Source organism: Actinophytocola sp. NPDC049390 (assembly GCF_044466355.1).
Taxonomy (GTDB): domain Bacteria; phylum Actinomycetota; class Actinomycetes; order Mycobacteriales; family Pseudonocardiaceae; genus Actinophytocola.
Genome location: NZ_JBITMQ010000003.1, coordinates 263,605 through 285,062, shown reverse-complemented (window position 1 = coordinate 285,062; position 21,458 = coordinate 263,605). Strand labels below are relative to the sequence as shown.

The 21,458-nt window shown below is 70.1% G+C and carries 20 protein-coding genes; 6 read left to right on the top strand and 14 right to left on the bottom strand.

The window, feature by feature from the left end:
- Nucleotides 1-138 precede the first annotated feature (138 nt).
- The 3 genes from ACIBVP_RS12340 to ACIBVP_RS12330 all read right to left on the bottom strand — a co-directional run bounded on the left by ACIBVP_RS12340 (nt 139) and on the right by ACIBVP_RS12330 (nt 2,372).
- Nucleotides 139-993, bottom strand: a complete 855-nt coding sequence (locus ACIBVP_RS12340; RefSeq protein WP_396106151.1) for a helix-turn-helix domain-containing protein — start codon at nt 991-993, stop codon at nt 139-141.
- Nucleotides 980-1,492, bottom strand: coding sequence for a DUF6879 family protein (locus ACIBVP_RS12335; protein ID WP_396106150.1), 513 nt, complete (start codon nt 1,490-1,492; stop codon nt 980-982). The genes ACIBVP_RS12340 and ACIBVP_RS12335 overlap by 14 nt, the downstream gene beginning before the upstream one ends.
- A gap of 361 nt (nt 1,493-1,853) precedes the next feature.
- Nucleotides 1,854-2,372, bottom strand: a complete 519-nt coding sequence (locus tag ACIBVP_RS12330) for a TrmH family RNA methyltransferase (RefSeq protein WP_396106149.1) — start codon at nt 2,370-2,372, stop codon at nt 1,854-1,856.
- Nucleotides 2,373-2,881: 509 nt separating this feature from the next.
- Here ACIBVP_RS12330 and ACIBVP_RS12325 point away from each other — a divergent pair.
- Together ACIBVP_RS12325 and ACIBVP_RS12320 are read left to right on the top strand one after the other, a co-directional pair.
- The gene (locus ACIBVP_RS12325) at nt 2,882-3,133 is read left to right on the top strand and encodes a hypothetical protein (protein ID WP_396106148.1); all 252 of its coding nucleotides are present in this window, start codon (nt 2,882-2,884) and stop codon (nt 3,131-3,133) included.
- A 45-nt stretch (nt 3,134-3,178) separates the two neighbouring features.
- A complete protein-coding gene (locus ACIBVP_RS12320) occupies nt 3,179-5,197 on the top strand; it encodes a prolyl oligopeptidase family protein (RefSeq protein WP_396106147.1) in 2,019 nt (672 codons plus the stop codon).
- Here the strand turns inward: ACIBVP_RS12320 and abc-f are convergent.
- A complete protein-coding gene (gene abc-f / locus ACIBVP_RS12315) occupies nt 5,171-6,769 on the bottom strand; it encodes a ribosomal protection-like ABC-F family protein (protein WP_396106146.1) in 1,599 nt (532 codons plus the stop codon). The two genes, ACIBVP_RS12320 and abc-f, sit on opposite strands and share 27 nt — an antisense overlap.
- Before the next feature lie 97 nt (nt 6,770-6,866).
- Here abc-f and ACIBVP_RS12310 point away from each other — a divergent pair, with 97 nt between their 5' ends.
- On the top strand, nt 6,867-7,457 hold the full coding sequence (locus ACIBVP_RS12310) for a TetR/AcrR family transcriptional regulator (RefSeq protein ID WP_396106145.1): 591 nt from the start codon (nt 6,867-6,869) through the stop codon (nt 7,455-7,457).
- Here the strand turns inward: ACIBVP_RS12310 and ACIBVP_RS12305 are convergent.
- Both ACIBVP_RS12305 and ACIBVP_RS12300 read right to left on the bottom strand, forming a co-directional pair.
- On the bottom strand, nt 7,448-8,038 hold the full coding sequence (locus ACIBVP_RS12305; protein ID WP_396106144.1) for a TetR/AcrR family transcriptional regulator: 591 nt from the start codon (nt 8,036-8,038) through the stop codon (nt 7,448-7,450). The two genes, ACIBVP_RS12310 and ACIBVP_RS12305, sit on opposite strands and share 10 nt — an antisense overlap.
- Complete coding sequence (locus ACIBVP_RS12300) at nt 8,028-8,777, bottom strand: SDR family NAD(P)-dependent oxidoreductase (protein WP_396106143.1); 750 nt, start codon at nt 8,775-8,777, stop codon at nt 8,028-8,030. Before ACIBVP_RS12300 ends, ACIBVP_RS12305 begins: the two co-directional genes overlap by 11 nt.
- 93 nt (nt 8,778-8,870) lie before the next feature.
- Here ACIBVP_RS12300 and ACIBVP_RS12295 point away from each other — a divergent pair, with 93 nt between their 5' ends.
- Nucleotides 8,871-9,251: a hypothetical protein gene (locus tag ACIBVP_RS12295; protein ID WP_396106142.1), complete on the top strand. Its 381-nt coding sequence runs from the start codon at nt 8,871-8,873 to the stop codon at nt 9,249-9,251.
- A gap of 64 nt (nt 9,252-9,315) precedes the next feature.
- On the opposite strand, the gene ACIBVP_RS12290 is transcribed toward ACIBVP_RS12295, so the two are convergent.
- From ACIBVP_RS12290 to ACIBVP_RS12280, 3 genes are all read right to left on the bottom strand, one after another.
- A complete protein-coding gene (locus ACIBVP_RS12290) occupies nt 9,316-12,117 on the bottom strand; it encodes a vitamin B12-dependent ribonucleotide reductase (protein ID WP_396106141.1) in 2,802 nt (933 codons plus the stop codon).
- A gap of 116 nt (nt 12,118-12,233) precedes the next feature.
- Complete coding sequence (gene nrdR, locus ACIBVP_RS12285) at nt 12,234-12,734, bottom strand: transcriptional regulator NrdR (protein WP_396106140.1); 501 nt, start codon at nt 12,732-12,734, stop codon at nt 12,234-12,236.
- Between the two features lie 412 nt (nt 12,735-13,146).
- Complete coding sequence (locus ACIBVP_RS12280; RefSeq protein ID WP_396106139.1) at nt 13,147-13,593, bottom strand: LysM peptidoglycan-binding domain-containing protein; 447 nt, start codon at nt 13,591-13,593, stop codon at nt 13,147-13,149.
- 302 nt (nt 13,594-13,895) lie between these two features.
- Here ACIBVP_RS12280 and lexA point away from each other — a divergent pair, with 302 nt between their 5' ends.
- Entirely contained in the window at nt 13,896-14,585 is a 690-nt protein-coding gene (gene lexA, locus ACIBVP_RS12275) for a transcriptional repressor LexA (RefSeq protein ID WP_396106138.1), read from the top strand.
- A gap of 103 nt (nt 14,586-14,688) precedes the next feature.
- Here lexA and ACIBVP_RS12270 read toward each other — a convergent pair whose 3' ends face one another.
- From ACIBVP_RS12270 to ACIBVP_RS12250, 5 genes are all read right to left on the bottom strand, one after another.
- Nucleotides 14,689-15,714, bottom strand: coding sequence for a hypothetical protein (locus tag ACIBVP_RS12270; protein WP_396106137.1), 1,026 nt, complete (start codon nt 15,712-15,714; stop codon nt 14,689-14,691).
- A 60-nt stretch (nt 15,715-15,774) separates the two neighbouring features.
- Nucleotides 15,775-17,226: a GTPase HflX gene (hflX, locus tag ACIBVP_RS12265; protein ID WP_396106136.1), complete on the bottom strand. Its 1,452-nt coding sequence runs from the start codon at nt 17,224-17,226 to the stop codon at nt 15,775-15,777.
- Nucleotides 17,227-17,301: 75 nt separating this feature from the next.
- A complete protein-coding gene (gene dapF / locus ACIBVP_RS12260) occupies nt 17,302-18,138 on the bottom strand; it encodes a diaminopimelate epimerase (RefSeq protein WP_396106135.1) in 837 nt (278 codons plus the stop codon).
- Nucleotides 18,139-18,142: 4 nt separating this feature from the next.
- On the bottom strand, nt 18,143-19,042 hold the full coding sequence (gene miaA, locus ACIBVP_RS12255; RefSeq protein ID WP_396106134.1) for a tRNA (adenosine(37)-N6)-dimethylallyltransferase MiaA: 900 nt from the start codon (nt 19,040-19,042) through the stop codon (nt 18,143-18,145).
- On the bottom strand, nt 19,039-19,740 hold the full coding sequence (locus tag ACIBVP_RS12250) for a class III extradiol dioxygenase subunit B-like domain-containing protein (protein WP_396106133.1): 702 nt from the start codon (nt 19,738-19,740) through the stop codon (nt 19,039-19,041). Before ACIBVP_RS12250 ends, miaA begins: the two co-directional genes overlap by 4 nt.
- A 241-nt stretch (nt 19,741-19,981) precedes the next feature.
- Between ACIBVP_RS12250 and ACIBVP_RS12245 the strand changes: the two genes are divergently transcribed.
- The gene (locus ACIBVP_RS12245) at nt 19,982-21,322 is read left to right on the top strand and encodes a DUF349 domain-containing protein (RefSeq protein WP_396106132.1); all 1,341 of its coding nucleotides are present in this window, start codon (nt 19,982-19,984) and stop codon (nt 21,320-21,322) included.
- Nucleotides 21,323-21,458: the final 136 nt, after the last annotated feature.

Here is a 21,458-nt window from a genome sequence, read left to right as displayed (position 1 = left end):
CGCACTCGCGACCTCCGGCAGGGCAGACCAGCCAGTTTCCGTCGTGTCCGTCCACATGGACACCCCGCCGTCCCGAATCGCCGTCAACCAGCGTCGCCATAAATGAACGGTACGTCGCAACCGCAACATTTTCTAATTTCAGTCGCGAACGCGCATGAAATCATCGGCGACCGATTCGAGGATACCCCGAGCATCTTCCCCGATCACCGCCCTTCGACGAAAGTACTCGAACACACGGAGGTGATACGACACGTCTCGATAATCCCGGAGGGCTACCTCACCGGAGAACAGTTCCACGATCACCAGCCGGTCGTCATAGGCAACGAAGACATTCAGTGGGCTGGCACCGACCTGAACCGAACCAGGTAGGACCGCAAACTCGACGTTCGATCGTTCGGCCACCTCGACCATGTGCCGCAACTGCCCAGCCATCACAGGGGATGGCGCCCGCTTCAGCCTGACAGCCTGTTCTGTGAGCAGGAAATGGAACCGGCGAGACGTGTCGTTCAGAGCGTCCTGGCTGTCCAGACGCGCCCTGACCGCACGATCGACATCACGGGCAGGGTTTCCCTCGATCACCGGCGTGAGGGCATACCGCGCATACTCCGGCGTTTGCAGCAGTCCCGACGGAACAATGGGCAGGAAGTGTCGGACCTCAGCCGACGACTCCGTCAGCGCCTTGATTTCGACTTGCTTCCGCCACATGCCGGAGCGGGCGACGGAGCGCCAGGAGGCGTGTTCGACGTTGGCCACGCGCGCCAACGACAGCACGCGCTCAGCCACGTCCGAAGAGACGGACTCAAGTCCCCTCAGCATCCGCTCCACGTCCGCGACCGAGGGAAGGACCCGGCCGGACTCGATACGACTGATCTTGGATTGGGACATGGCGACGCGGGCGGCCAGCCTTTCCCCGGACAGGCCAGCCGCCTTGCGCAGGTCTCGCAGGGTCTCAGCGAGATTTCTCCGGTCCTGCCGATCGTCAGGTTCGATCATATTCGCCGAACGGCACCGCATGCGCCAATGCTGTGCATTGCCAACGTCGGTACATCTCAAGATCGGCATTCTCTCGCTGATCCACGTTGAGAAGTGTGCCGTCGGGATTGAAGTTCAGATCGACTACCAGCGAATCGTCGAACAACCAGAAGTCATACACAGGAAGGTCCAGTTCCACATCGGTCAGGTCAAGGACTCGGATGTCCTCCCCCGCTTCTATGTTGCCGGGGATCCCCCAATCGAACTGGTACCGCTGGTATTCCGTCAGCGGATACCTGACCACGCGAACGCGTCCGATGTCCTTGCCCGCCGATATGGCGGCGCGAACCGTCTCGTGCCACCCCGCGTTGTGCTCGTCTGGTTTGCGCTCCCCGGAGCGCCAACGGCTGAGACTTTCCTGTTCTCCGGCCATGGTGTAGCTCGGCTGGGTCTCGAACCGCCACGCGGACCGTTCGTATCCGGTGAGGTGCCTGGCGAACTGCTCACCATCTAGGAGCACGTCAGAACCTCCCCGAGTTCCGCGTAGAGTCGCTGCACCGCGGCCCGTGAGATGTCCGACCGCACAAGTGCGGCAACCGCGCCGAGTACGACCTCAGAGGGCAACTCGACAGCCGCTTCACCCTTTCCGAGTGCCAACCCTTCAACATGCGCCCCTACCGGAGTCCCCTGAACCACGGCCGTTCCCCGGTCCGAGATGTACACGGCCGGACACGTCCCGTTGTCGCAGCCTGAGACCCTGAGTAGTCGCATGGGTACAGACTCGGGCAAGACCACAGGCGCAGCAAGCTCTATGCACGTGTTCGCATAGCGTACGACCGGAAGGCGGCGCTGCTGGCCGAGATCGACGAGGCGGAACAGGACTACACGAGCCCGGCGAGTCGGTAGGCGACCAGTGAACCGGCTACGGCCACGTTGAGCGACAGGCCGGTGCCGAGCATGGGGATCTCGACGGCCGTGTCCAGCAACGTGGTCGCGTCCTCCGGGATGCCGTCGGATTCGTGGCCCAGCACGACGACCGTGCGGCGGCGGGCCGGGCGTAGTTCGACGAGGCGGATCGACTCGTCGGTCAGCTCCACGCCGACCACGTCGCTGTCCCCGCGCTGTGCCGCCAGCCACCCGAGTGGGTCGTTCACCCAGTGCACGCACGACGGCCTGCGCAGGGTGTTGCCCTTGGCGAGCGCCTCACGAATCCACGGCCGGTGCGGCACGGCCATGCAGGCGCCGACCGCGTCGCAGGTTCGCAACAGGGTGCCCAGGTTGACGCCGTACTTGGGCCAGAGCGGCGCGACGATCAGGTGGTCCCAACAGGAATGGGCGCGCCGGTGCCGCTGTCCGCGCAGCTCCGCCCTGGTGCGCACCCACATCGGACGGGCGCTCATCGGGCGCCCTGGGAGGTCCTTTCGGCCATGAGGAAGGGCGTTTCGCGGCACGCCCGGGCCATCGACGACGAAGAAGCGCTCACAGTGTAACGCCAGGTCCGATTCCGGCCAGCGATCTCGCGGCTTCCGGACGAACATCGACGACATGTTGATACGGCATCGCGGCGCGGAACCGCAGGTGGACCCGACTGCGTATGTGGCGCCCAACGCCACGCTCGTCGGGCACGTCCGGGTGGGGGCGCACGCGCGCGTGATGTACGGCGCGGTCCTGGACGCCGAGGGGTCGCGGGTTGAGATCGGGGCGCACACGATCGTGTCCGAACACGCCGTGCTGCGGGCGACAGCGGTCACCGACGCACCCGTCGTGCTCGCGGACCACGTGTTCGTCGGTCCCCACGCGACAGTGCTCGGGGCGCGGGTGGACCGCTGCGCATACCTCGCGGCCAACGCGACCGTGCTGCAGTCGGGCGGCGATCGGTGCCGGTGCGTGTGTCGCGGTCGGCGCGCTCGTGCACGCGCGGACGGTACTGCCGGGCGAGTTCTTCGTGCCGCCGCACACGACGGCGGTCGGGGACCCGGTCGAGGTGTTCGGGCCGGACCGGCCCGACGAGCTGGCCGCGGCGATCGCGGGTGTGGGCTTCGCCGACGCCGCGTTCGGTGTGCGCACCGCGTGGACCGACCGGGTCACCCGCTACCGGGAGGCCGCCGAGGTCCGGTCGGCCGAGTACGCCGCGCACGCCGACGACGAGGTGCTCGGCTGACGACCTCCTCGACGCGGTGGGGCGGTTGACGGGCAGACTCGTGGCATGACAGACGACCCGTACCTCTGGCTCGAAGAGGTCACCGGCGACACCGCCCTGGACTGGGTGCGGGCACGCAACGCCGAGACCGTCGCGGAGCTGACCGGCGGCGAGCGGTTCACCGCGCTGCGGGACGAGACCCGCGAAGTGCTCGACGCCGACGACCGGATCCCCTACGTGCGCAGGCGCGCCGAGTACCTCTACAACTTCTGGCAGGACGCCGCGAACCCGCGTGGCCTGTGGCGGCGCACCACGCTCGAGAGCTACCGGACGGCGAACCCCGAGTGGGAGCTGGTGCTCGACGTCGACGCACTCGCCAAGGCCGAGGACGAGAGCTGGGTCTGGCAGGGCGCCGCCGTGCTCCGCCCCGGCTACCGGCGTGCGCTCGTCGAGCTGTCCCGCGGCGGGGCCGACGCGACCGTGGTGCGGGAGTTCGACCTGGACACCAGGACGTTCGTCGTCGACGGGTTCACGCTGCCCGAGGCCAAGACCCGCGTCGGGTGGATCGACGAGGACCGCATCTACGTCGGCACCGACTTCGGTGAGGGCTCCCTGACCACGTCCGGCTACCCGAGGATCGCGAAGGTGTGGCGGCGCGGCACGCCGCTGTCCGAGGCGGTCACGGTGTACGAGGGCAAGCCGGAGGACGTGTCGGCGGGCGCCTACCACGACCCGACCGAGGGTTTCGAACGCGACTTCGTCTACCGCAACCTGGACTTCTACCGCATGGAGAAGTACCTGCGGCAGCCGGACGGCGACCTGGTGAAGGTGGACGTGCCGGAGGACGCCGAAACCTCCGCGCACCGCGAGTGGCTGCTGATCAGCACCAGGACGCCGTGGACCGTCGAAGGCACCACCTACCCGGCGGGCGCCCTGCTCGCCGCCCGCTTCGACGACTACCTGGCAGGGGGACGAGATCTCACCGTTCTGTTCGAGCCGGATGAACACACGTCGCTGCAGTACTTCCTGTGGACGAAGAACCACCTGATCGTGGCTTCTCTGGCGGACGTGAAGAGCCGCTTCGAGGTGCTCACCCCGGCAGACGGATGGGCACGTGCTCCCCTCGCCGGGGCACCGGAAGCCGGTTCGGCCGATGTCATCGACACGAACCCGGACGTCGACGACGAGTACTTCCTCAACGCGAGCGGGTACACGCAACCGGCCACGCTGTACCGCGGTGAGATCGGTGGCGCCCCCGAGGTCCTGAAGCGGGCACCCGCGTTCTTCCCCGCCGACGGGCTGTCGACGCGGCAGTACTTCGCGACCTCCGACGACGGCACGCGGATCCCGTACTTCGTGGTGGGGCACGAGAACGACGGACCGACGCTCCTGTACGGCTACGGCGGGTTCGAGGTGTCGCTCACCCCCGGCTACAGCGGCGTGATCGGCCGTGGCTGGCTGGCACGCGGCGGCACCTACGTCGTCGCGAACATCCGCGGCGGTGGCGAGTACGGACCGGAATGGCACCAGTCCGTGCTCAAGGAGAACCGGCTGCGCGTGTACGAGGACTTCGCGGCCGTCGCCAAGGACCTGGTGGCGCGCGGCATCACCACCAGGGAGCGGCTCGGCATCCAGGGCGGGTCGAACGGCGGCCTGCTGATGGGTGTCATGCTGACCCGGTACCCGGAGCTGTTCGGCGCGGTCGTGTGCCAGGTGCCGTTGCTGGACATGCGGCGCTACCACAAGCTGCTGGCGGGCGCGTCCTGGATGGCCGAGTACGGCGACCCCGACGAGCCCGAGGAATGGGAGTACCTCAAGGAGTACTCGCCGTACCAGAACATCGCCGCGGAGCGCCCGTACCCGCCCACGATCATCCTCACGTCCACCCGGGACGATCGCGTCCACCCCGGCCACGCACGCAAGATGGTGGCGCGGCTCGCGGAGCTGGGCTACGACGTCCGGTACTACGAGAACATCGAGGGCGGGCACGGCGGCGCCGCGGACAACGAGCAGCTGGCGTTCAAACGAGGACTCGAATACGAGTTCCTGTGGCGGACGCTAGGCGACGAGCCTTCCGTCGGCTAGCGCCACCTCGTCGCCCGAGAAGCGGCGGCGCAGTGCGCGGTCGTGGGACACCACGACCAGTGCGCCGGTGAACGCGGACATGGCCTCCTCCAGTTCCTCCACCAGCGTGAGCGACAGGTGGTTGGACGGTTCGTCGAGCAGCAGCAGGTCGACCTCGCCGGTGAGCAGCCGGGCGAGAGCGAGCCTGCGGCGCTGCCCCGCCGACAGCGCGCCGACGGGCACCCGCAGGTCCGCCGGACGGAACAGGCCGAGCGACAGCAGTTGCTCCGCCTGTTCCTCCGGCGGCCCCGGCCTGCCCTCGGCGTACGCGGCGAACAGGCTGCGGCGCGGGTGGTCCACCGGGATCTCCTGCGCCAGGTAACCCACGCGGCCGTGCCGTACGACGGTGCCCTCGTCCGGGTTCACGGCGCCGGCAAGAACACGCAACAACGTCGTCTTGCCCGCGCCGTTGGGGCCGTGGACGAGGAGCCGCTGCCGACCCGTGATCGTCAGGTCGGGTACGCGCAGCCGGTCCGCGACCCGCACGCCGTGCAGCGTGACGACCGTGTCCGGCCGCTCGCCCGCGGTCAGGCGGCCGGTGAACCGCAGCGGATCCGGTGGGCGCGGCACGGGGTCCTCCCGCAACCTGCGGAGACGTTCGCGTGCGTTGCGCACCCGGCTCGACTCCGACGCCTGCACGCGGCCGCCGTGCCGGTCGTAGCTCACCTTGTTGCGGTCCTTCATCACGCGGCCGGGCGCGACCTGGTGCGCGGTCGTGGCCGCGAACTCGGTCAGCTCCGCGATCTCGGTGGTCCACCGTTCGTACGCCAGCTCCCACCTGCGGCGCGCGTTCTGTTTGGCCGCCAGGTAGCCGGCGTAGCCGTCGCCGTAACGGGAGACGGTCCGGCGGTCACCGTCGACCTCCACGATCGCCGTCGCGACCCGTTCGAGGAACACCCGGTCGTGTGAGACGGCCACGACGGTGCCGCGGTGCGTGCGCAGGTGGTCCTCCAGCCAGGTGAGCGCGGCGGCGTCGAGGTGGTTGGTCGGCTCGTCGAGCAGCACCACCTCCGGCGCGGCCGCGATCAGACAGGCGAGCCCGAGCCGCGCCTGTTCACCACCGGACAGGGTGCCGAGACGGCGGTCTCTGTCGATGTCGGCCAGGCCGAGGGCGTGGCGTGCCTTGTCGACGCGGGCGTCCGCCTGGTAGCCGTCTCGCAGCTCGAACCGGGTGAGCAGGTCGCCGTACTCGCGCAGCGTCGACTCGTCCAGGCCGGACTCCAGCTCGCGGAGACGGCGCTCCATGTCCCGCAGGTCGCGCAGCGCGGCGTCGATGGCGTCGCCGACCGTGCGGTCGGGTGGCAGCTCGGGCGTCTGCCCGACGTAGCCGATGCTCTCGGCCGTGACGATGACCTCGCCGTCGTCGACGGTCTCCCGTCCGGCCAGCAGGCGGAGCAACGTGGACTTGCCCGCGCCGTTCTCGCCGACGACGCCGACGCGTTCGCCGGGGCGGACCGTCAGGGTGGCGGCGTCGAGGAGCAGGCGCTCACCGAAGGACTTGCGGACCTCGCGCAGGGTCAACTGGGTGGACAAACAGGCCTCCTGAGGTTCGTGCCGGGTGGTGGACAGACCTCAGAAAGTCCATGGCGCTCGCTCCTTAATGCGACTTCAGTTGCATTAGTATCGTGCCATGAACGCTTCAGGGGTGCAACCGAGTTCCCGGCCGGGCGGCCGGACCGCCCGGAACCGGGCGGCGGTGCGGGACGCGACCCTCGCCGAGCTGGCCGAACACGGCTACGCCGGGCTGACCGTGGAGGCGGTCGCGACGCGGTCGGGCGTGCACAAGACGACCGTGTACCGGCGCTGGGGCGGCGTGGACGGGCTGGTCGTCGACGCACTGGCACTCGCGGACGAGGACGACTGGGCACCGCCGGACACCGGCTCACTCGACGGCGACCTGCGGGAACTGGCCCGGGAGGTGGTGCGGACCTTCGCGGCCGCGCAGACGGCGTTCGTCGCGGCGGCGTTCCAGTCGGAGCGCGCGGCGGCCGCCCTGCACGCCTTCTACGCCGAGCGGCACAGGCGGGCCGAGGAGGTGGTCACGCGGGCGGTCGCCCGCGGCGAGGTACCCGCCGGAACGGACGCGGGCGCGGTGGTGAAGGCAGCCGTCGCACCGTTCTTCTTCCGGGTGGTGATCGCGGGCGAACTGGCGACGACGGAGCTGGCGGACCAGTCGGCGGCGGCCGTCGCGCACGCGGCACGCGCCGGGATCTACGCCTGAAGCGACGCCCAGATCCGGTCCGGCAGGAGCTTCGCCGCACGGGCCAGGTCGACGTCGGCGCCGTTCAGCCAGCGGCGGGACAGCTCCGCGACCGGGCCGATGAGCAGCATCTCGATGAGCGGGTCCGGCAGGTCGACCACCGCGCCCGCCGCGATGTGAGGCGCGAGCCACTCCGCCATGCGGGCCATGCGGGGCGCCTTCATCGCGGCGATCATCTCGGCGTGCGCGGGCAGGTAGGCCGCGTACGCCGAGGCGTGGATGAACCGCGCGCCGTCCGCGTGCTCGGCGACGTGCCCCAGGTACGCCGTGACCACCGCACGGACTCCGGATCGTGGCGTGCGTGCCCTGGTCAGCGCGGCGACGATGTCGTCGAGCAGCCCCGCCATGCAGCGGCTGTAGAGGGCGGCGGCGAGACCGTCGAAGCTGCCGAAGTGGTGGTACAGGCTGCCGAGGCTGCACCCGCTTTCCGCGACGACCGCGTGCACGGTGAAGCCTTCCACGCCACCGGACGCGTGGACGGCCAGCGCCGCGTCCAGGAGACGTTGCTTCGTCTCCTCACCGCGCCGCTGCTTAACCGGCACCGGTCAGTTCCCGAGCCTGGTCCCACAGGGCCTGCGCGGGGCCGTCCGGCAGCGCGCCCTCGGTGTCGACGTCGAAGTAGCGGCCACTGCCCGTGTCGTCGGCGAGGCGGACGATCGGCACGGCACCCTCGGCAGGGGACGCCCAGCGGCGTTTCACCACGCGCAGCACGGCGCCCAGCACGCCGCCCGGGTCGCCGAGGTCGGTGCGGATCACGCCGGGGTGCACGGCGTCGATGGTCACGCCCGCATCCTGCCACCGCCGCGCGAACAGCGGCACGAGCAGCAGGTTCGCGCGTTTCGTGTCGCAGTACGTGCGCATGCGGTGGAAGTCCCTGCCGTACGGGGTGCGTTCGAGGTCGACGCGGCCTTTCACGTACAGGCCCGCGCTGACCTGCACGACGCGACGGACACGGTCCGCCAGCGCCAGGTTCAGCTGGAACGGCGCCAGGTGGTTGACGGCGAAGGACTCCTCGATGCCGTCGTCGTTGTGCCGCAGGCGGGTCGGCCAGATGCCCGCGTTGTGCACGAGGACGTCGATGGCGTCGCACGTGTCACGCAGCGCCGATGCCAGCGTGTCGACCGTGCGCCTGTTCGCCAGGTCACCGCGCACGACCTCGACACCGGGTGGCGCGCCGCCGTTCCGGACCACCGCGACAGTGCGGAAACCCTTGCCCACCAAGGCTTCGCACACGGCGTAACCGATGCCCCGATTGCCACCCGTCACCACCGCGGTCCGCATGACGACGAAGCTTAACCAGAACAAAGTTCTAGAACAAGGTTCTGGTTGGGTAATGGACTGTCACGTTCCCGGCCGTGTCCCCGTCCTACCGGCATGAAACACCTGGTCTGGGGCGTGACACTGCTGGGCGCCGCGATGATGGTCGGTATCGGGTTGTGGTGCCGGCTCGATCCGGCCGGCTTCGCGGAGTGGGCGAACTGGCCGGACCACGACCACTTCCTGCACGACGCGGGCGTGTTCCAGATCGCCATCGGGCTCATGATGCTGGCCGCGCTGTGGTCACGTGACGTGCTGACGGTGGCGCTCGTCGGGTTCGGCTTCACGAACCTCTTCCACGCCGCGAACCACTACCTCGATCGCGCCGAGGGTGGTCGTGGGTCGGACGCGTGGCTGCTGCTGGCCCTCGCCGTGCTGGCGGGAGTGGCACTGGTCGCGCGGCGCAGGCAGATCACGACGGCGTCGACGCGGTCGTAGCAACCGGTTCACACGGAAGCGGGGGAGCCGCCGGATGGCGACTCCCCCGCTTCCGTTCGTCAGGTCAGCTGCAGCCGGACGTCGAACCGCAGCCTTCGCAGACGTAGCACGAACCCGCGGGGCGCATCTTCGTGCCGCACGTCATGCACAGCGGGGCGTCGGCGGCCTTGCCGAGGTGGAGTTCCAGCAGCTCGGTGGAGCTGTGGGCTTCCTTGACCTCCGGCTTCGACGCCTCCACGGCCGGGCGGGCCGGGCTGGCGTCGACCGTGCTGCGCATGGCCTCGATGTCCATGTCGCCCGACGGGCTGTAGTCGTTGTTCAGCTGGGCCGAGCGCTCGTCCGCCGTGAAGATGCCCAGCTGCGCGCGCTTCTCGTACGGCAGGTAGTCCAGCGCGAGCCTGCGGAACAGGTAGTCCAGGACGCTCGTGGCGATGCGGACGTCCGGGTCGTCGGTCATGCCGGCCGGCTCGAAGCGCAGGTTCTGGAACTTCGAGACGTAGAACTCCAGCGGGATGCCGTACTGGAGGCCGACCGAGATCGACATGCTGAACGCGTCCATGACACCCGCGAGCGTGGAGCCCTGCTTGCCCAGCTTGACGAAGATCTCGCCGAGGCCGTCGTCGGGGTAGCTGCCCGCGTGCAGGTAGCCCTCGGCGCCACCGACCGTGAACGACACCGTCTGGGACGGGCGCTTCTTCGGCAGGCGCTTGCGGACGGGGCGGTACTCGACGACCTTCTCCGGCTCGGCGTCCGCCTTGGCGCCCTTGCCCGCGGACAGCGGCTGGCCGACCTTGCAGTTGTCGCGGTAGATGGCCAGGGCCTTCAGGCCCAGCTTCCAGCCCTGGAAGTAGATCTCCTCGACGTCCTCGACGGTCGCCGCCTCCGGCATGTTGACCGTCTTGGAGATGGCGCCCGAGATGAACGGCTGGACCGCGGCCATCATGCGCACGTGACCCATGGGGGCGATGGACCGCTCACCCATGGCGCAGTCGAACACCTCGTAGTGCTCCCTGCGCAGGCCGGGGGCGTCGATGACGTGGCCGTGCTCGGCGACGTACTCGACGACCGCCTCGATCTGCTCGTCCTGGTAGCCCAGGGCCTTCAGCGCACGCGGCACGGTCTGGTTGACGATCTGCATGGAGCCGCCGCCGACCAGCTTCTTGAACTTGACGAGCGCCAGGTCCGGCTCGATGCCGGTGGTGTCGCAGTCCATCATCAGGCCGATCGTGCCCGTGGGCGCCAGCACCGAGGCCTGCGCGTTGCGCCACCCGTTGGCGGCGCCGATCTGCATGCCGCGCTGCCACTCCTGCGTCGCCAGCCGCTGCACGGTCACGTCGTTGTGGTGGTAGGTGCGGATCAGGTCGTTGGCCGCGGCGTGCTTGCGCATGACCTTCTGGTGCGCCTCGGCGTTGCGGGCGTAGCCCTCGTACGGGCCGACCACGCCGGCCAGCTCCGCCGAGCGACGGTAGGCGGTGCCGGTCATCAGCGACGTGATGCTCGCCGCCAGGGCGCGGCCGCCCTCGGAGTCGTACGCGTGGCCGGTCGCCATGAGCAGCGCGCCCAGGTTGGCGTAGCCGATGCCCAGCTGGCGGAACTTGCGGGTGGTGTCGGCGATCGGCTCGGTCGGGAAGTCCGCGAAGCAGATCGAGATGTCCATCGCGGTGATGATCAGCTCGACCGACTGGGCGAAGCGCTCCGCGTCGAACGTGCCGTCCTCGCGCAGGAACTTCATCAGGTTCAGCGACGCGAGGTTGCAGCTGGAGTTGTCCAGGTGCATGTACTCGCTGCACGGGTTCGACGCGGTGATGCGGCCCGACTCAGGGCACGTGTGCCAGTCGTTGATCGTGCTGTCGTACTGGATGCCCGGGTCGGCGCACTCCCACGCGGCCTGCGCCATCTTGCGGAACAGCGCCTTGCCGTCGACCTCCTCGATGACCTCACCGGTCGTGCGGGAACGCAGGCCGAACTGGCCGTTCGACTCGACGGCGTGCATGAACTCGTCGGACACGCGGATCGAGTTGTTGGCGTTCTGGTACTGCACCGAGGTGATGTCGGCGCCGCCGAGGTCCATGTCGAAGCCCGCGTCGCGCAGGACGCGGATCTTCTCCTCTTCCTTGGCCTTGGTCTCGATGAACTCCTCGACGTCGGGGTGGTCGACGTCGAGCACGACCATCTTCGCGGCGCGGCGGGTGGCGCCACCGGACTTGATGGTGCCCGCGGACGCGTCGGCGCCGCGCATGAAGGAGACCGGGCCGGAGGCGGTGCCGCCGGAGGACAGCAGCTCCTTGGAGGAGCGGATGCGGGAGAGGTTGAGGCCCGCGCCGGAACCACCCTTGAAGATCAGGCCTTCCTCGCGGTACCAGTTCAGGATCGAGTCCATGGTGTCGTCGACCGCGAGGATGAAACAGGCGGACACCTGCTGCGGCGACGACGTGCCGACGTTGAACCAGACCGGCGAGTTGAAGCTGAACACCTGGTGCAGCAGCATCCAGACCAGCTCGTGCTCGAAGATCGTGGCGTCGTCCTGCGTGGCGAAGTAGCCGTGCTCGATGCCGGCGTCCACGTAGGTCTTCACGACCCGGTCGATGAGCTGGCGCAGGGAGTGCTCGCGCTGCGGGGTGCCGACCGCGCCGCGGAAGTACTTGCTGGTGACGATGTTCGTGGCGTTGACCGACCAGAACTCGGGGAACTCGACGCCGCGCTGCTCGAAGTTCACCGTGCCGTCGCGCCAGTTGGTCATCACCACGTCGCGGTGCTCCCAGGTGACCTCGTCGTACGGGTGCACGCCCTCGGTCGTGTACACGCGCCGCACGGTCAGCCGCTGCGGTGTCGCGGCCTCCTTGTCGGTCCCCACCGTCTCCGTCATGACCTCTCCCTCGTTACTCGCACGTTGTGGCGTGGGCACGTTCGCTCCCGTGTACGGACCCACCGTCCGCCGTGATCGTTTGCCAACCCCGTTACGCCGTCGTGTACGGCTCTTGCTCATTTGCTTTGTTCGCGGAGCTTGCGGAGCGAACCGTCGAGCACATCGCCCGGCTCGACCGCACGCCGCAGCCCGGCGATCTCCTTCTCGAAGTCCTCAATGGACGAAAAACTGCGGTAGACGCTGGCGAAGCGCAGGTAGGCGACCTCGTCGAGCTCCCGGAGCGGGCCGAGGATCGCGAGGCCGACCTCGTTGCTCGGCACCTCGGCGGCGCCGGTCGACCGGATCGACTCCTCGACCTTCTGCGCCATCTGCTGCAGGGCGTCCTCGTCGACCGGGCGACCCTGGCAGGCGCGCCGCACCCCGTTGACCACCTTCTCGCGGCTGAAGGGCTCGGTGACGCCCGAGCGCTTCACCACGGCCAGGACGGCCTCCTCGACGGTGGTGAACCGTCGGCTGCACTTGGCGCAGGACCGCCTGCGCCGGATGACCTGTCCCTCGTCCACCTCACGTGAGTCGACCACCCGGGAGTCCGAGTGTCTGCAGAACGGACAACGCATGGGTCACCCCCATCTGGTGATCGACATGTGGACAACCTGTGGGCAAGTCCACCCCAACCTGTGGACTAACTACAGCGTTGTAACTACTAGATGTTGGGGTCGACGGTATGCCTAGACGCCACATGATGCAAGTCGACACGAGGGGCGACACGCGGTCCGGGGACATGCCGTGAGGAATGCCACCGCGGGTAGCTGTCCGGTTCGAAGCGGTCACCGGGAGGGTGACGCCACGACGGAGACGCCCGGAGCGTCGCGTGTCGAGGGCCTCGTCGGGGCGCGAGATTGCCACAGCGCGGAGGCGACACGGAGGAGGGGTACTGGGCAGCGAACGAAGGCGGGTGCGCTAAGCGCGACCGCCGAATCCGGCGGTCCGCGAACAGACGACGCGGGGAGAACGTTCGAAGAGCCGGCCTCAGCCCTCGAACGGCACGGTCAACGGCTGACCGGGCCGCACGGCACCGTCCACGCCGTTCAACTCGCGGATCCGGTCCACGACAGCCGAGGCGTCCGAGCCGGGCGCGACCCGCCCGGCGAGCTCCCACAGGTTCTCCCCCGGCTTGACCCGGACGACGGTCGTCTCCGAGGGGACCGACGGCTCGACGGCACTCGACAGCGCCCCCAGCCCGTAGACGGCGGCGGCCGCCATCGAGGCCACCGCCGTCACCCAGACGGCGGACAACCGGGGCCTGCGCGGCGCGCACGAGGCGACCACCCTGGGCGCACCCGCCGCGGGTGCGCGCCGACGGGTCGGCGGCCGGTGAACCGGTGCGCGCCGCACGACGCGCACGGGCGTCGGCCGCTCCACCCGCGGGGCCGGGACCTGCGCTTCCACCTTCGACCTGTGCGCCGTCACCCTCATGACCGTCTCCTGACCACTCTCGAACACCTGCTCGAAGCTCGAACAGTCGTTCGATCGAACCTTCGTGCGATTTTGTACCACGGGGCACCGGCAAAAAACGAGACCCGCCCGGCGTGTCGTCGAACAGGTGTTTGATCTCCAGGTGGCCTACGGATAACGTCGAAGACGCACACGAACATTCCGGGCGCCACGTGGGCACCCGGCGCGCAGGGAGGCATGCAGTGCCACGCAAACCAGGAGGAATACCGAAGGGCGTCCCGAAGAGGAAGCCGTTGCGGGGCAACCTACGCAGTTTCCCCGACGTGGACCAGGCCGACGGTGAGGAGCTTCCCGTCCGGCAGCGAGAGGTCCTCGACGTCATCCGGACGTGGGTGGAGCGGTTCGGTTACCCCCCGAGCGTCCGCGAGATCGGCGAGGCGGTGGGGCTGACCTCGACCTCGTCCGTCGCCTACCAGCTGCGGGCGCTGGAACAGAAGGGCTACCTGCGGCGGGACCCGAACCGGCCGCGTGCGATCGGGGTCCTCCCGGCGGACGTCGACCCGGCCACCGTGCGCGCGGCCACGGCCGAGGCGACGCCCACCGAGGCGACCACCGCGGAGGTCGCGATCGCCACGCCGACCGCCGCGTACGTGCCCGTGCTGGGGCGTATCGCCGCTGGTGGACCCATCCTCGCCGAAGAGGCCGTCGAGGACGTGTTCCCGCTGCCCAAGGAGATCGTCGGCGAGGGTTCGCTGTTCCTGCTGCGGGTCGCCGGTGACTCGATGGTCGACGCGGCGATCACCGACGGGGACTGGGTGGTGGTGCGCCAGCAGCCCACCGCCGACAACGGGGAGATCGTCGCCGCGATGATCGAGGGCGAGGCGACGGTCAAGACGTTCAAGCGCAAGGACGGGCACGCCTGGCTGTTGCCGCACAACGAGGCCTACGAACCCATTCCCGGTGACGACGCCACCATTCTCGGCAAGGTCGTCGCCGTGATGCGCAGGCTCTAGAAAGAGAAAAGGGTCGTCGGCGCGCCGCACGCCGACGAACGAAAAGCACCAACCCGCGGCGATCGTGGCAGCAGCCTCCCGCACGATCGCCGCGGTTTTTTCGTCAATACGCCTTACGGCGACGCAGCGCACGGAACAGCAAATACACACCCGCGACCACGACTACCGTCACAACGGTCGCCGGTATTGCCGGTAGCCCCTCCGTGGCGGGTGACGATTCCGTACTGTCCGATGCCGACGCCGGTTCCGGCTTTTCCGGCGCCGGTTCCGGTGCGACCAACCGCGCCGCGCCCGCGACCACGTTGACCGGCTCGCCGACGCCTTCCGACGCCGACAGCAGCGACCCGTCCGGCTGGAACGCGATCGCCTCGCCCTGCACCTCGTTCGGCAGCGGTATCCGCACCGGCTTCGCGGACAGGGCACCCACGACGTCGCCGTCCTCCATCGGGAACAGGTACGCGTCGGTGTAGGTCCGCAACGCGATCGCCGTACCGTCGGGGCTGGTCGCCGCGCCGGTCACGGTCACCGAACCGACAACGCCCGGCACCGGGCCGCCCGGCGTGTCGGTGCTGTTCAGCCGTACCGCCAGAACATGCCGAAGCGGTGTCGGGCCGGGTGAGGTGAGCGGGCCGGCGGGTCGGTAGACGTCCGCGGTACCGAGCGCGCTCTTCGTGACGATGAACGGGGTGCCCGCCGGGTCGAGCAGCAGCGCCTCGGCGTCGTGCTTGCCGTCCGGGTACGTGAGCCGGTACAGCGTCGACTCGCCGCCGGGGGTGAGGGAGATGAGGGCGACGGTCTCGCGGTCGTTGTCGTTGTCGCCGGTGTCGGACAGCCAGAACGTGCCGTCCTTCGCGCGGGCCATGTCCTCGACGTCGTACGGATCGATCGCGCCGGTGACCACGTCCTCGACCTGGCAGTCCTTGCCCAGCACGAACACGGTGGCCGCGGTGCCGCCGTCGTTGGTCGCGTACCAGTGGCCGTCGTCGGCCGCCAACCCGGACAGTTCACCCAGCTCGGGATCGGTGACGGTGCACGCCGCGACGGGCGTGGGCACCTGTGCCGCGAGTGCCGCCGGGGTCGCCACGAGCAACCCCAGCGGCACCAAGAACGCAAGCGTCACCGACCGCACCGGCACTCCTCCCCCTGGCCCCGTGGACGAAACCCACGGTAGCGGCCCAGGGGGCGCCCGTCAGGCGGACGTGCCGTTGACGAGATAGGACTCCAGTGCCCCCGCCAGGTCGGGCTTGACCTTGGCGGACAGCTCGGTGCCGTGCTCGGTGTGGCGCTCGGAGAGCACCTCGCCCTCGCGGTGCACGCGGGCCACGAGCTCACCCCGCGTGTACGGCACGAGCACGTCGACCTCGATGTGCGGCCGCGGCAGCAGCTCGGCGACCCGCTCCCGCAGCTCCGGGATCCCGATCCCGGAGTGCGCGGACACGAACACCGCGCCGGGCAGCAGGTGTCGCAGCCTGGTGAGCGACAGCTGGTCCATCGCGTCGGTCTTGTTGACCACGACCAGCTCGGTGGGCAGCGCCTCGTCGCGCCGGTCGGAGATCTCGCCGAGCACCTCGCGCACGGCCTCGACCTGCCACTCCGGGTTCGGGTCGGAGCCGTCCACCACGTGCAGGATGAGGTCGGAGTCGGCGACCTCGTCGAGCGTGGAGCGGAACGCCTCGACCAGCTGGTGCGGCAGATGCCGCACGAACCCGACGGTGTCGGTCAGCGTGTAGACGTGCCCCTCCGGCGTGGTGGTCCGGCGCGTGGTGGCGTCCAGGGTGGCGAACAGCGCGTCCTCCACCAGAGCGCCCGCGCCGGTCAGCGCGTTGAGCAGGCTCGACTTGCCCGCGTTGGTGTACCCGGCGATCGCGACGCTCGGCACGAGGTTGGCCCGCCGCTGGCTGCGCATCGTGTCACGCACGGTGCCCATCGCGGCGATGTCCTTGCGCAGCTTGGAGATCTTGTGCCGGATGCGGCGCCGGTCGGTCTCGAGCTTGGTCTCACCGGGACCGCGCAGACCCACGCCGCCGTTGCCGCCGCCGGCACGACCACCGGCCTGGCGGGACAGCGCGTCACCCCAGCCACGCAGGCGTGGCAGGAAGTACTGCAGCTGTGCCAGCTCGACCTGCGCCTTGCCCTCCCTGGACCGCGCGTGCTGCGCGAAGATGTCCAGGATCAGCGCGGTGCGGTCAATGACCTTGACCTTGAGCTTCGCCTCCAGCTGGCGCAGCTGGGACGGCGAGAGCTCACCGTCGCAGATCACCGTGTCGGCGCCGGTCGCCGCGACCACGCCGGACAGCTCGTTGACCTTGCCGGAGCCGATGTAGGTGGCCGGGTCGGGCCGGTCCCGCCGCTGCACGAGCCCTTCGAGGACCTCGGAACCGGCGGTCTCCGCGAGCCGGGCGAGTTCCGCCAGCGACGCGTCGGACTGAGCGGCACTGCCCTCGGTCCAGACGCCGACGAGGATGACCCGTTCCAGCCGCAGCTGCCGGTACTCGACCTCGGTGATGTCCGAGAGTTCGGTCGACAGCCCGGCCACACGCCGCAGCGCGGCGCGGTCGGAGAGCTCGAGTTCACCGACAGAGAACTCAGCCAGGTCAGTCAACCCGTCGTCGGCTTGCTGATGATTGAGATTCTCTGTCACGTGGTGAACGCCTCCGTCTTTCCGGTTTCGCTGTCCCATGAATAGTCCCATGTTTCAGCGTCCGGATCGACCGGGTTATTCCCCGATACCGTCCCACCAGGCCTGGTCCAGCTCGCCGCGAGCCACGAAAACCGCTGGTCCGGACAGGGTCGACCGCTCGGGGTCGACGGTCACCCGCACACGGCCACCCGGAATGTCGACCGTGGCCGCGCCGCTGTGTTCACCGCGTCCGTAAAGCACTCCGGTGACCGCCGCGACGGTTCCGGTGCCACACGATCGGGTTTCTCCGACCCCGCGTTCGTGGACTCGCATGCGGAGCCGGTCCGGGGCCTCGACCACCACGAACTCGATGTTCACCCCATCCGGGAACACGTCCGGGTCGTACACGGGCGGCACGCTGAGGTCCAGTGACGCGAGCTTGTCGGCGTCCTCCAGCACGCACACCAGGTGCGGGTTGCCGACGTTCACGGCGACCCCGGCGACCGACGCGCCCCCCACCGTGGCCAGCGACGATCCCGTCACCCGGGCCCGCCCCATGCCGACGGTGACCTGCTCGTCGACGGTGACCGTCCGGACACCGGCGCGGGTGCCGATGGCGAACTCGCGTTCGCTGACCAGGCCCGCGTCGACGAGGTAGCGGGCGAACACGCGCACCCCGTTGCCGCACATCTCGGCGATCGAGCCGTCGCCGTTGCGGTAGTCCATGAACCACACGTCGTCGGGCACGTCCGAGGGCCGGTCGTCGACCGACTTGGCGGGCACCACCCGCAGCACGCCGTCCGCGCCGACGCCCGCACGGCGGTCACAGAGCACGCGGACCCGCGCCGTGGTCAGGTCGAGCGTGCCGCCGGGGTCGGGCAACAGCACGAAGTCGTTCTCGGTGCCGTGGCCCTTCAGGAAGGAAATGCCCACGTGGTCAGGCTAGACACCGGGCGAGCGCGGCGCCTGGCAGGTTCTCCTCGCCCGCGTCGAGCCAGTGGATGCGCTGGTCGCGGCGGAACCACGAGCGCTGGCGGCGGACGAAGCGGCGGGTGGCCTGCGCGGTCGCCGCGGCGGCCGCGGCCATGTCGTGGTCGGCGTCGAACTGGTCGAGGACCTGCTGGTAGCCCAGCGCCCGGGACGCGGTGCGACCGACCCGCAACCCCTGTTTCTCCAGCTCACGGACCTCGTCGACCAGGCCGTGGGCGAACATCAGGTCCACGCGCCGGTCGACGCGGCGGTCGAGCTCGCCGGTGGCGAGGTCGAGGCCGAGCTGCAGCGTGTCGTAGCGGGCCGGGCCGGGGCGCGGCATGGTCGCGGAGAACGGGCGGCCCGTCAGCTCGATGACCTCCAGCGCGCGGACCACGCGGCGGCCGTTGCTGGGCAGGATCGCGGCCGCGGCGACCGGGTCGAGCTTCGCCAGCCGGGCGTGCAGGTGGTGGGTGCCGGTCTCGGTCAGCTCCTGTTCGAGGCGGGCGCGGATGTCCGGGTCGGTGCCGGGGAAGTCCAGGTCGTCGAGGACCGCGCGCACGTACAGGCCGGAGCCACCGGTGAGGATCGGCACGCGGCCCGCGTCGAGGAGGTCCTCGACGATCGCGCGGGCATCGCGCTGGTAGGCGGCGACGGACGCGGTGTCGGTGACGTCGAGGACGTCGAGCAGGTGGTGCGGGACGCCCTCGCGTTCCTCCTCGGTGACCTTCGCGGTGCCGATGTCCATACCGCGGTAGAGCTGCATGGCGTCGGCGTTGACCACCTCCCCGCCCAGCTCCTGGGCGAGCGCGATCGCGAGTGCGGACTTGCCGGTCGCGGTCGGGCCGACGATCGCCACCGCCCTCATGAGACCGGGTCCAGCACCGCGAAGTGGTAGGCGACCCCGAACGGGATCGTCATCCGCGCGTCCGAGGTCCACTCGGCCTGGCCCATGGCACCGGCGAGGACCTGCCACGGCGCGCGTCCCGCCGCGCCCAGTTCGTCGGCGACGACGGGATCGAGCGCCATGAGGGCCTTCGCGTCGGCGCTCGCGAGGGCGTCGTGGACGGCGTCGTCGAACGGTCCCGCCCGGTCGTCCGGTCGGCCGGGGGCGCGGTCGCCGTGCCGGTGGGAACCATCGCCCGCGATCAGCAGGCCGACCGGTTCGGCCGTGGCCGCGAGTTGTTCGCCCAGCGCGTGGCAGTCGTCCGGGGACAGATCGGGGGGCACGAGGTGCACGGTGACGTCCCGTGCACCCACCTGTGCCCGCAGCCAGGCCGTGACCAGCGCGGACAGCGGCATCGCGGGGTCCGGTGGGCGCGCGGCGGCGTCGCTCATGCGTGCCACCACGTCCACGCCGAAACCGGCGAACGTACCGACCGCGTCCGGGCCGAGCACCCCGACCGGGCCGGAGCCCACCGCGAGCCAGCGCGGTGCGGCGCTGGTCAGCCGGGTCGCGACCGCCAGACAGGCGGCGCGGACGGCGGTCACGTCGGCGTCGGTGCCCGCGACGAGCTCCGGCACGAGGAGCGGCGGGTGCGGGACGACGGCGGCACGGACGATCACGGGAACCGAGGCTACCTATCGGGTGAGGAAGGTGAACTCTCCGGGCTCACGACGTCACCCTGCGCTGTCCGTCGCACTCTGTGTCGGCCGTGGAGTACCGAGGCGCGGCGTGACCTGTTTGAATGCGCGCGGGTGCTGTGCGATTCGACGCGTCCGGCACCGAACACTGCCAGGCCCCGCGAAAGCGGGGCGTCCGCGACGGGAAGACCGTCAGCGGGCACGCGAGCGGGAGGAACGGGCCATGACGGACAGGGACATCAGCGCGGACACGAGCACCACCACGAGCACCGAGGAGCCGGCCGCGGCGCCTGCCGCACCAGCGCCCTCCGCACCCGCTCCCTCGGCGCCGACGGTCGCCGCCGCGTCGGCGCACCCGGAGAAGTGGGGCCGGGTGGACGCCGACGGCACGGTGTACGTGAAGACCGAGGACGGCGACCGCGCGATCGGCTCGTGGCAGGCGGGTGAGCCCGCCGAGGGCCTCGCGCACTACGCGCGCCGGTTCGACGACGTGCGCACCGAGGTGGAGCTGCTCGAGGCACGGCTGAAGGCGGGTTCCGGCGACCCCAAGCACAGCCTGACCAGCGCCAAGCACATCAAGGACAGCCTGAAGGACGCGGCGCTCGTCGGTGACCTGAACGCCCTGACCGCGCGGGTCGACTACGTGCTGGCCAAGGCGCAGGAGGCCGTCGAGTCGGTCAAGCACGCGCGCGACGAGGCCCGGCAGGCCGCGGTCGCCCGCAAGCAGGCGCTGGTCGAGGAGGTCGAGAAGATCGCCGAGTCGTCCACGCAGTGGAAGGCCGCGGGCGACCGGCTGCGCGCGATCCTCGACGAGTGGAAGACGGTCAAGGGCGTCGACCGCAAGACCGACGACACGCTGTGGAAGCGGTTCTCGAAGGCACGCGACACGTTCAACCGCAGGCGCGGGTCGCACTTCGCCGAGCTGGACCGGCAGCGGGCGGGGGCCAAGGAGCGCAAGCAGGAGCTGGTGAAGCTCGCCGAGGAGCTGTCCGACTCCGACGACTGGGGCGGCACGGCGGCGCGCTACCGCGAGCTGATGACCGAGTGGAAGGCCGCGGGCCGCGCGCCCAAGGAAGCCGACGACTCGCTGTGGCAGCAGTTCCGCGCCGCGCAGGACAGGTTCTTCTCCCGGCGGTCGGCGGTCTTCGACGAGCGCGACGCCGAGCTGGTGGAGAACGGCAAGCGCAAGGAGGCGCTGCTGGTCGAGGCGGAGAAGATCAACCCGTCCGCCGACCTCGACGCCGCCCGGTCGCAGCTGCACCGGATCCAGGAGAAGTGGGAGGAGATCGGCAAGGTCCCCCGCGACCGAATCCGTGAGCTGGAGGGCCGCCTGCGCTCGATCGAGGAGAAGGTCCGGCAGGCCGCGGACGCCCAGTGGCGACGCACCGACCCGGAGGCGGAGGCACGCGCCGCGCAGTTCCGCGAGCGGGTCGAGCAGTTCGAGGCCCAGGCCGCCAAGGCCCGCGCGGCAGGCGACAAGCGCCGCGCCGAGCAGGCCGAGGCCCAGGCCGCCCAGTGGCGCGAGTGGCTGGCAGCAGCAGAAGCAGCGGTAGCCACCCGCTAACCCCGCGAGTCGCGCTCACAGACACCGCGAGTCGCGTTCTCGGGCACATCGAGTTGTGGGGGGGGGGGGGGGGGGCGCGGGGGGGGGGGGCGGCGCCCCCCCCCCCCCCCGGGAGAGGGGGGGGGGGCGGGGCGGG

Bases quoted from the DNA above. Each gene is read 5' to 3' on its own strand.
- ACIBVP_RS12340 (WP_396106151.1), bottom strand. From the start codon at position 993: ATGATCGAACCTGACGATCGGCAGGACCGGAGAAATCTCGCTGAGACC.
- ACIBVP_RS12330 (WP_396106149.1), bottom strand. From the start codon at position 2,372: ATGAGCGCCCGTCCGATGTGGGTGCGCACCAGGGCGGAGCTGCGCGGA.
- ACIBVP_RS12320 (WP_396106147.1), top strand. From the start codon at position 3,179: ATGACAGACGACCCGTACCTCTGGCTCGAAGAGGTCACCGGCGACACC.
- ACIBVP_RS12310 (WP_396106145.1), top strand. From the start codon at position 6,867: ATGAACGCTTCAGGGGTGCAACCGAGTTCCCGGCCGGGCGGCCGGACC.
- ACIBVP_RS12300 (WP_396106143.1), bottom strand. From the start codon at position 8,777: ATGCGGACCGCGGTGGTGACGGGTGGCAATCGGGGCATCGGTTACGCC.
- ACIBVP_RS12295 (WP_396106142.1), top strand. From the start codon at position 8,871: ATGAAACACCTGGTCTGGGGCGTGACACTGCTGGGCGCCGCGATGATG.
- ACIBVP_RS12290 (WP_396106141.1), bottom strand. From the start codon at position 12,117: ATGACGGAGACGGTGGGGACCGACAAGGAGGCCGCGACACCGCAGCGG.
- nrdR (WP_396106140.1), bottom strand. From the start codon at position 12,734: ATGCGTTGTCCGTTCTGCAGACACTCGGACTCCCGGGTGGTCGACTCA.
- ACIBVP_RS12280 (WP_396106139.1), bottom strand. From the start codon at position 13,593: ATGAGGGTGACGGCGCACAGGTCGAAGGTGGAAGCGCAGGTCCCGGCC.
- miaA (WP_396106134.1), bottom strand. From the start codon at position 19,042: ATGAGGGCGGTGGCGATCGTCGGCCCGACCGCGACCGGCAAGTCCGCA.
- ACIBVP_RS12245 (WP_396106132.1), top strand. From the start codon at position 19,982: ATGACGGACAGGGACATCAGCGCGGACACGAGCACCACCACGAGCACC.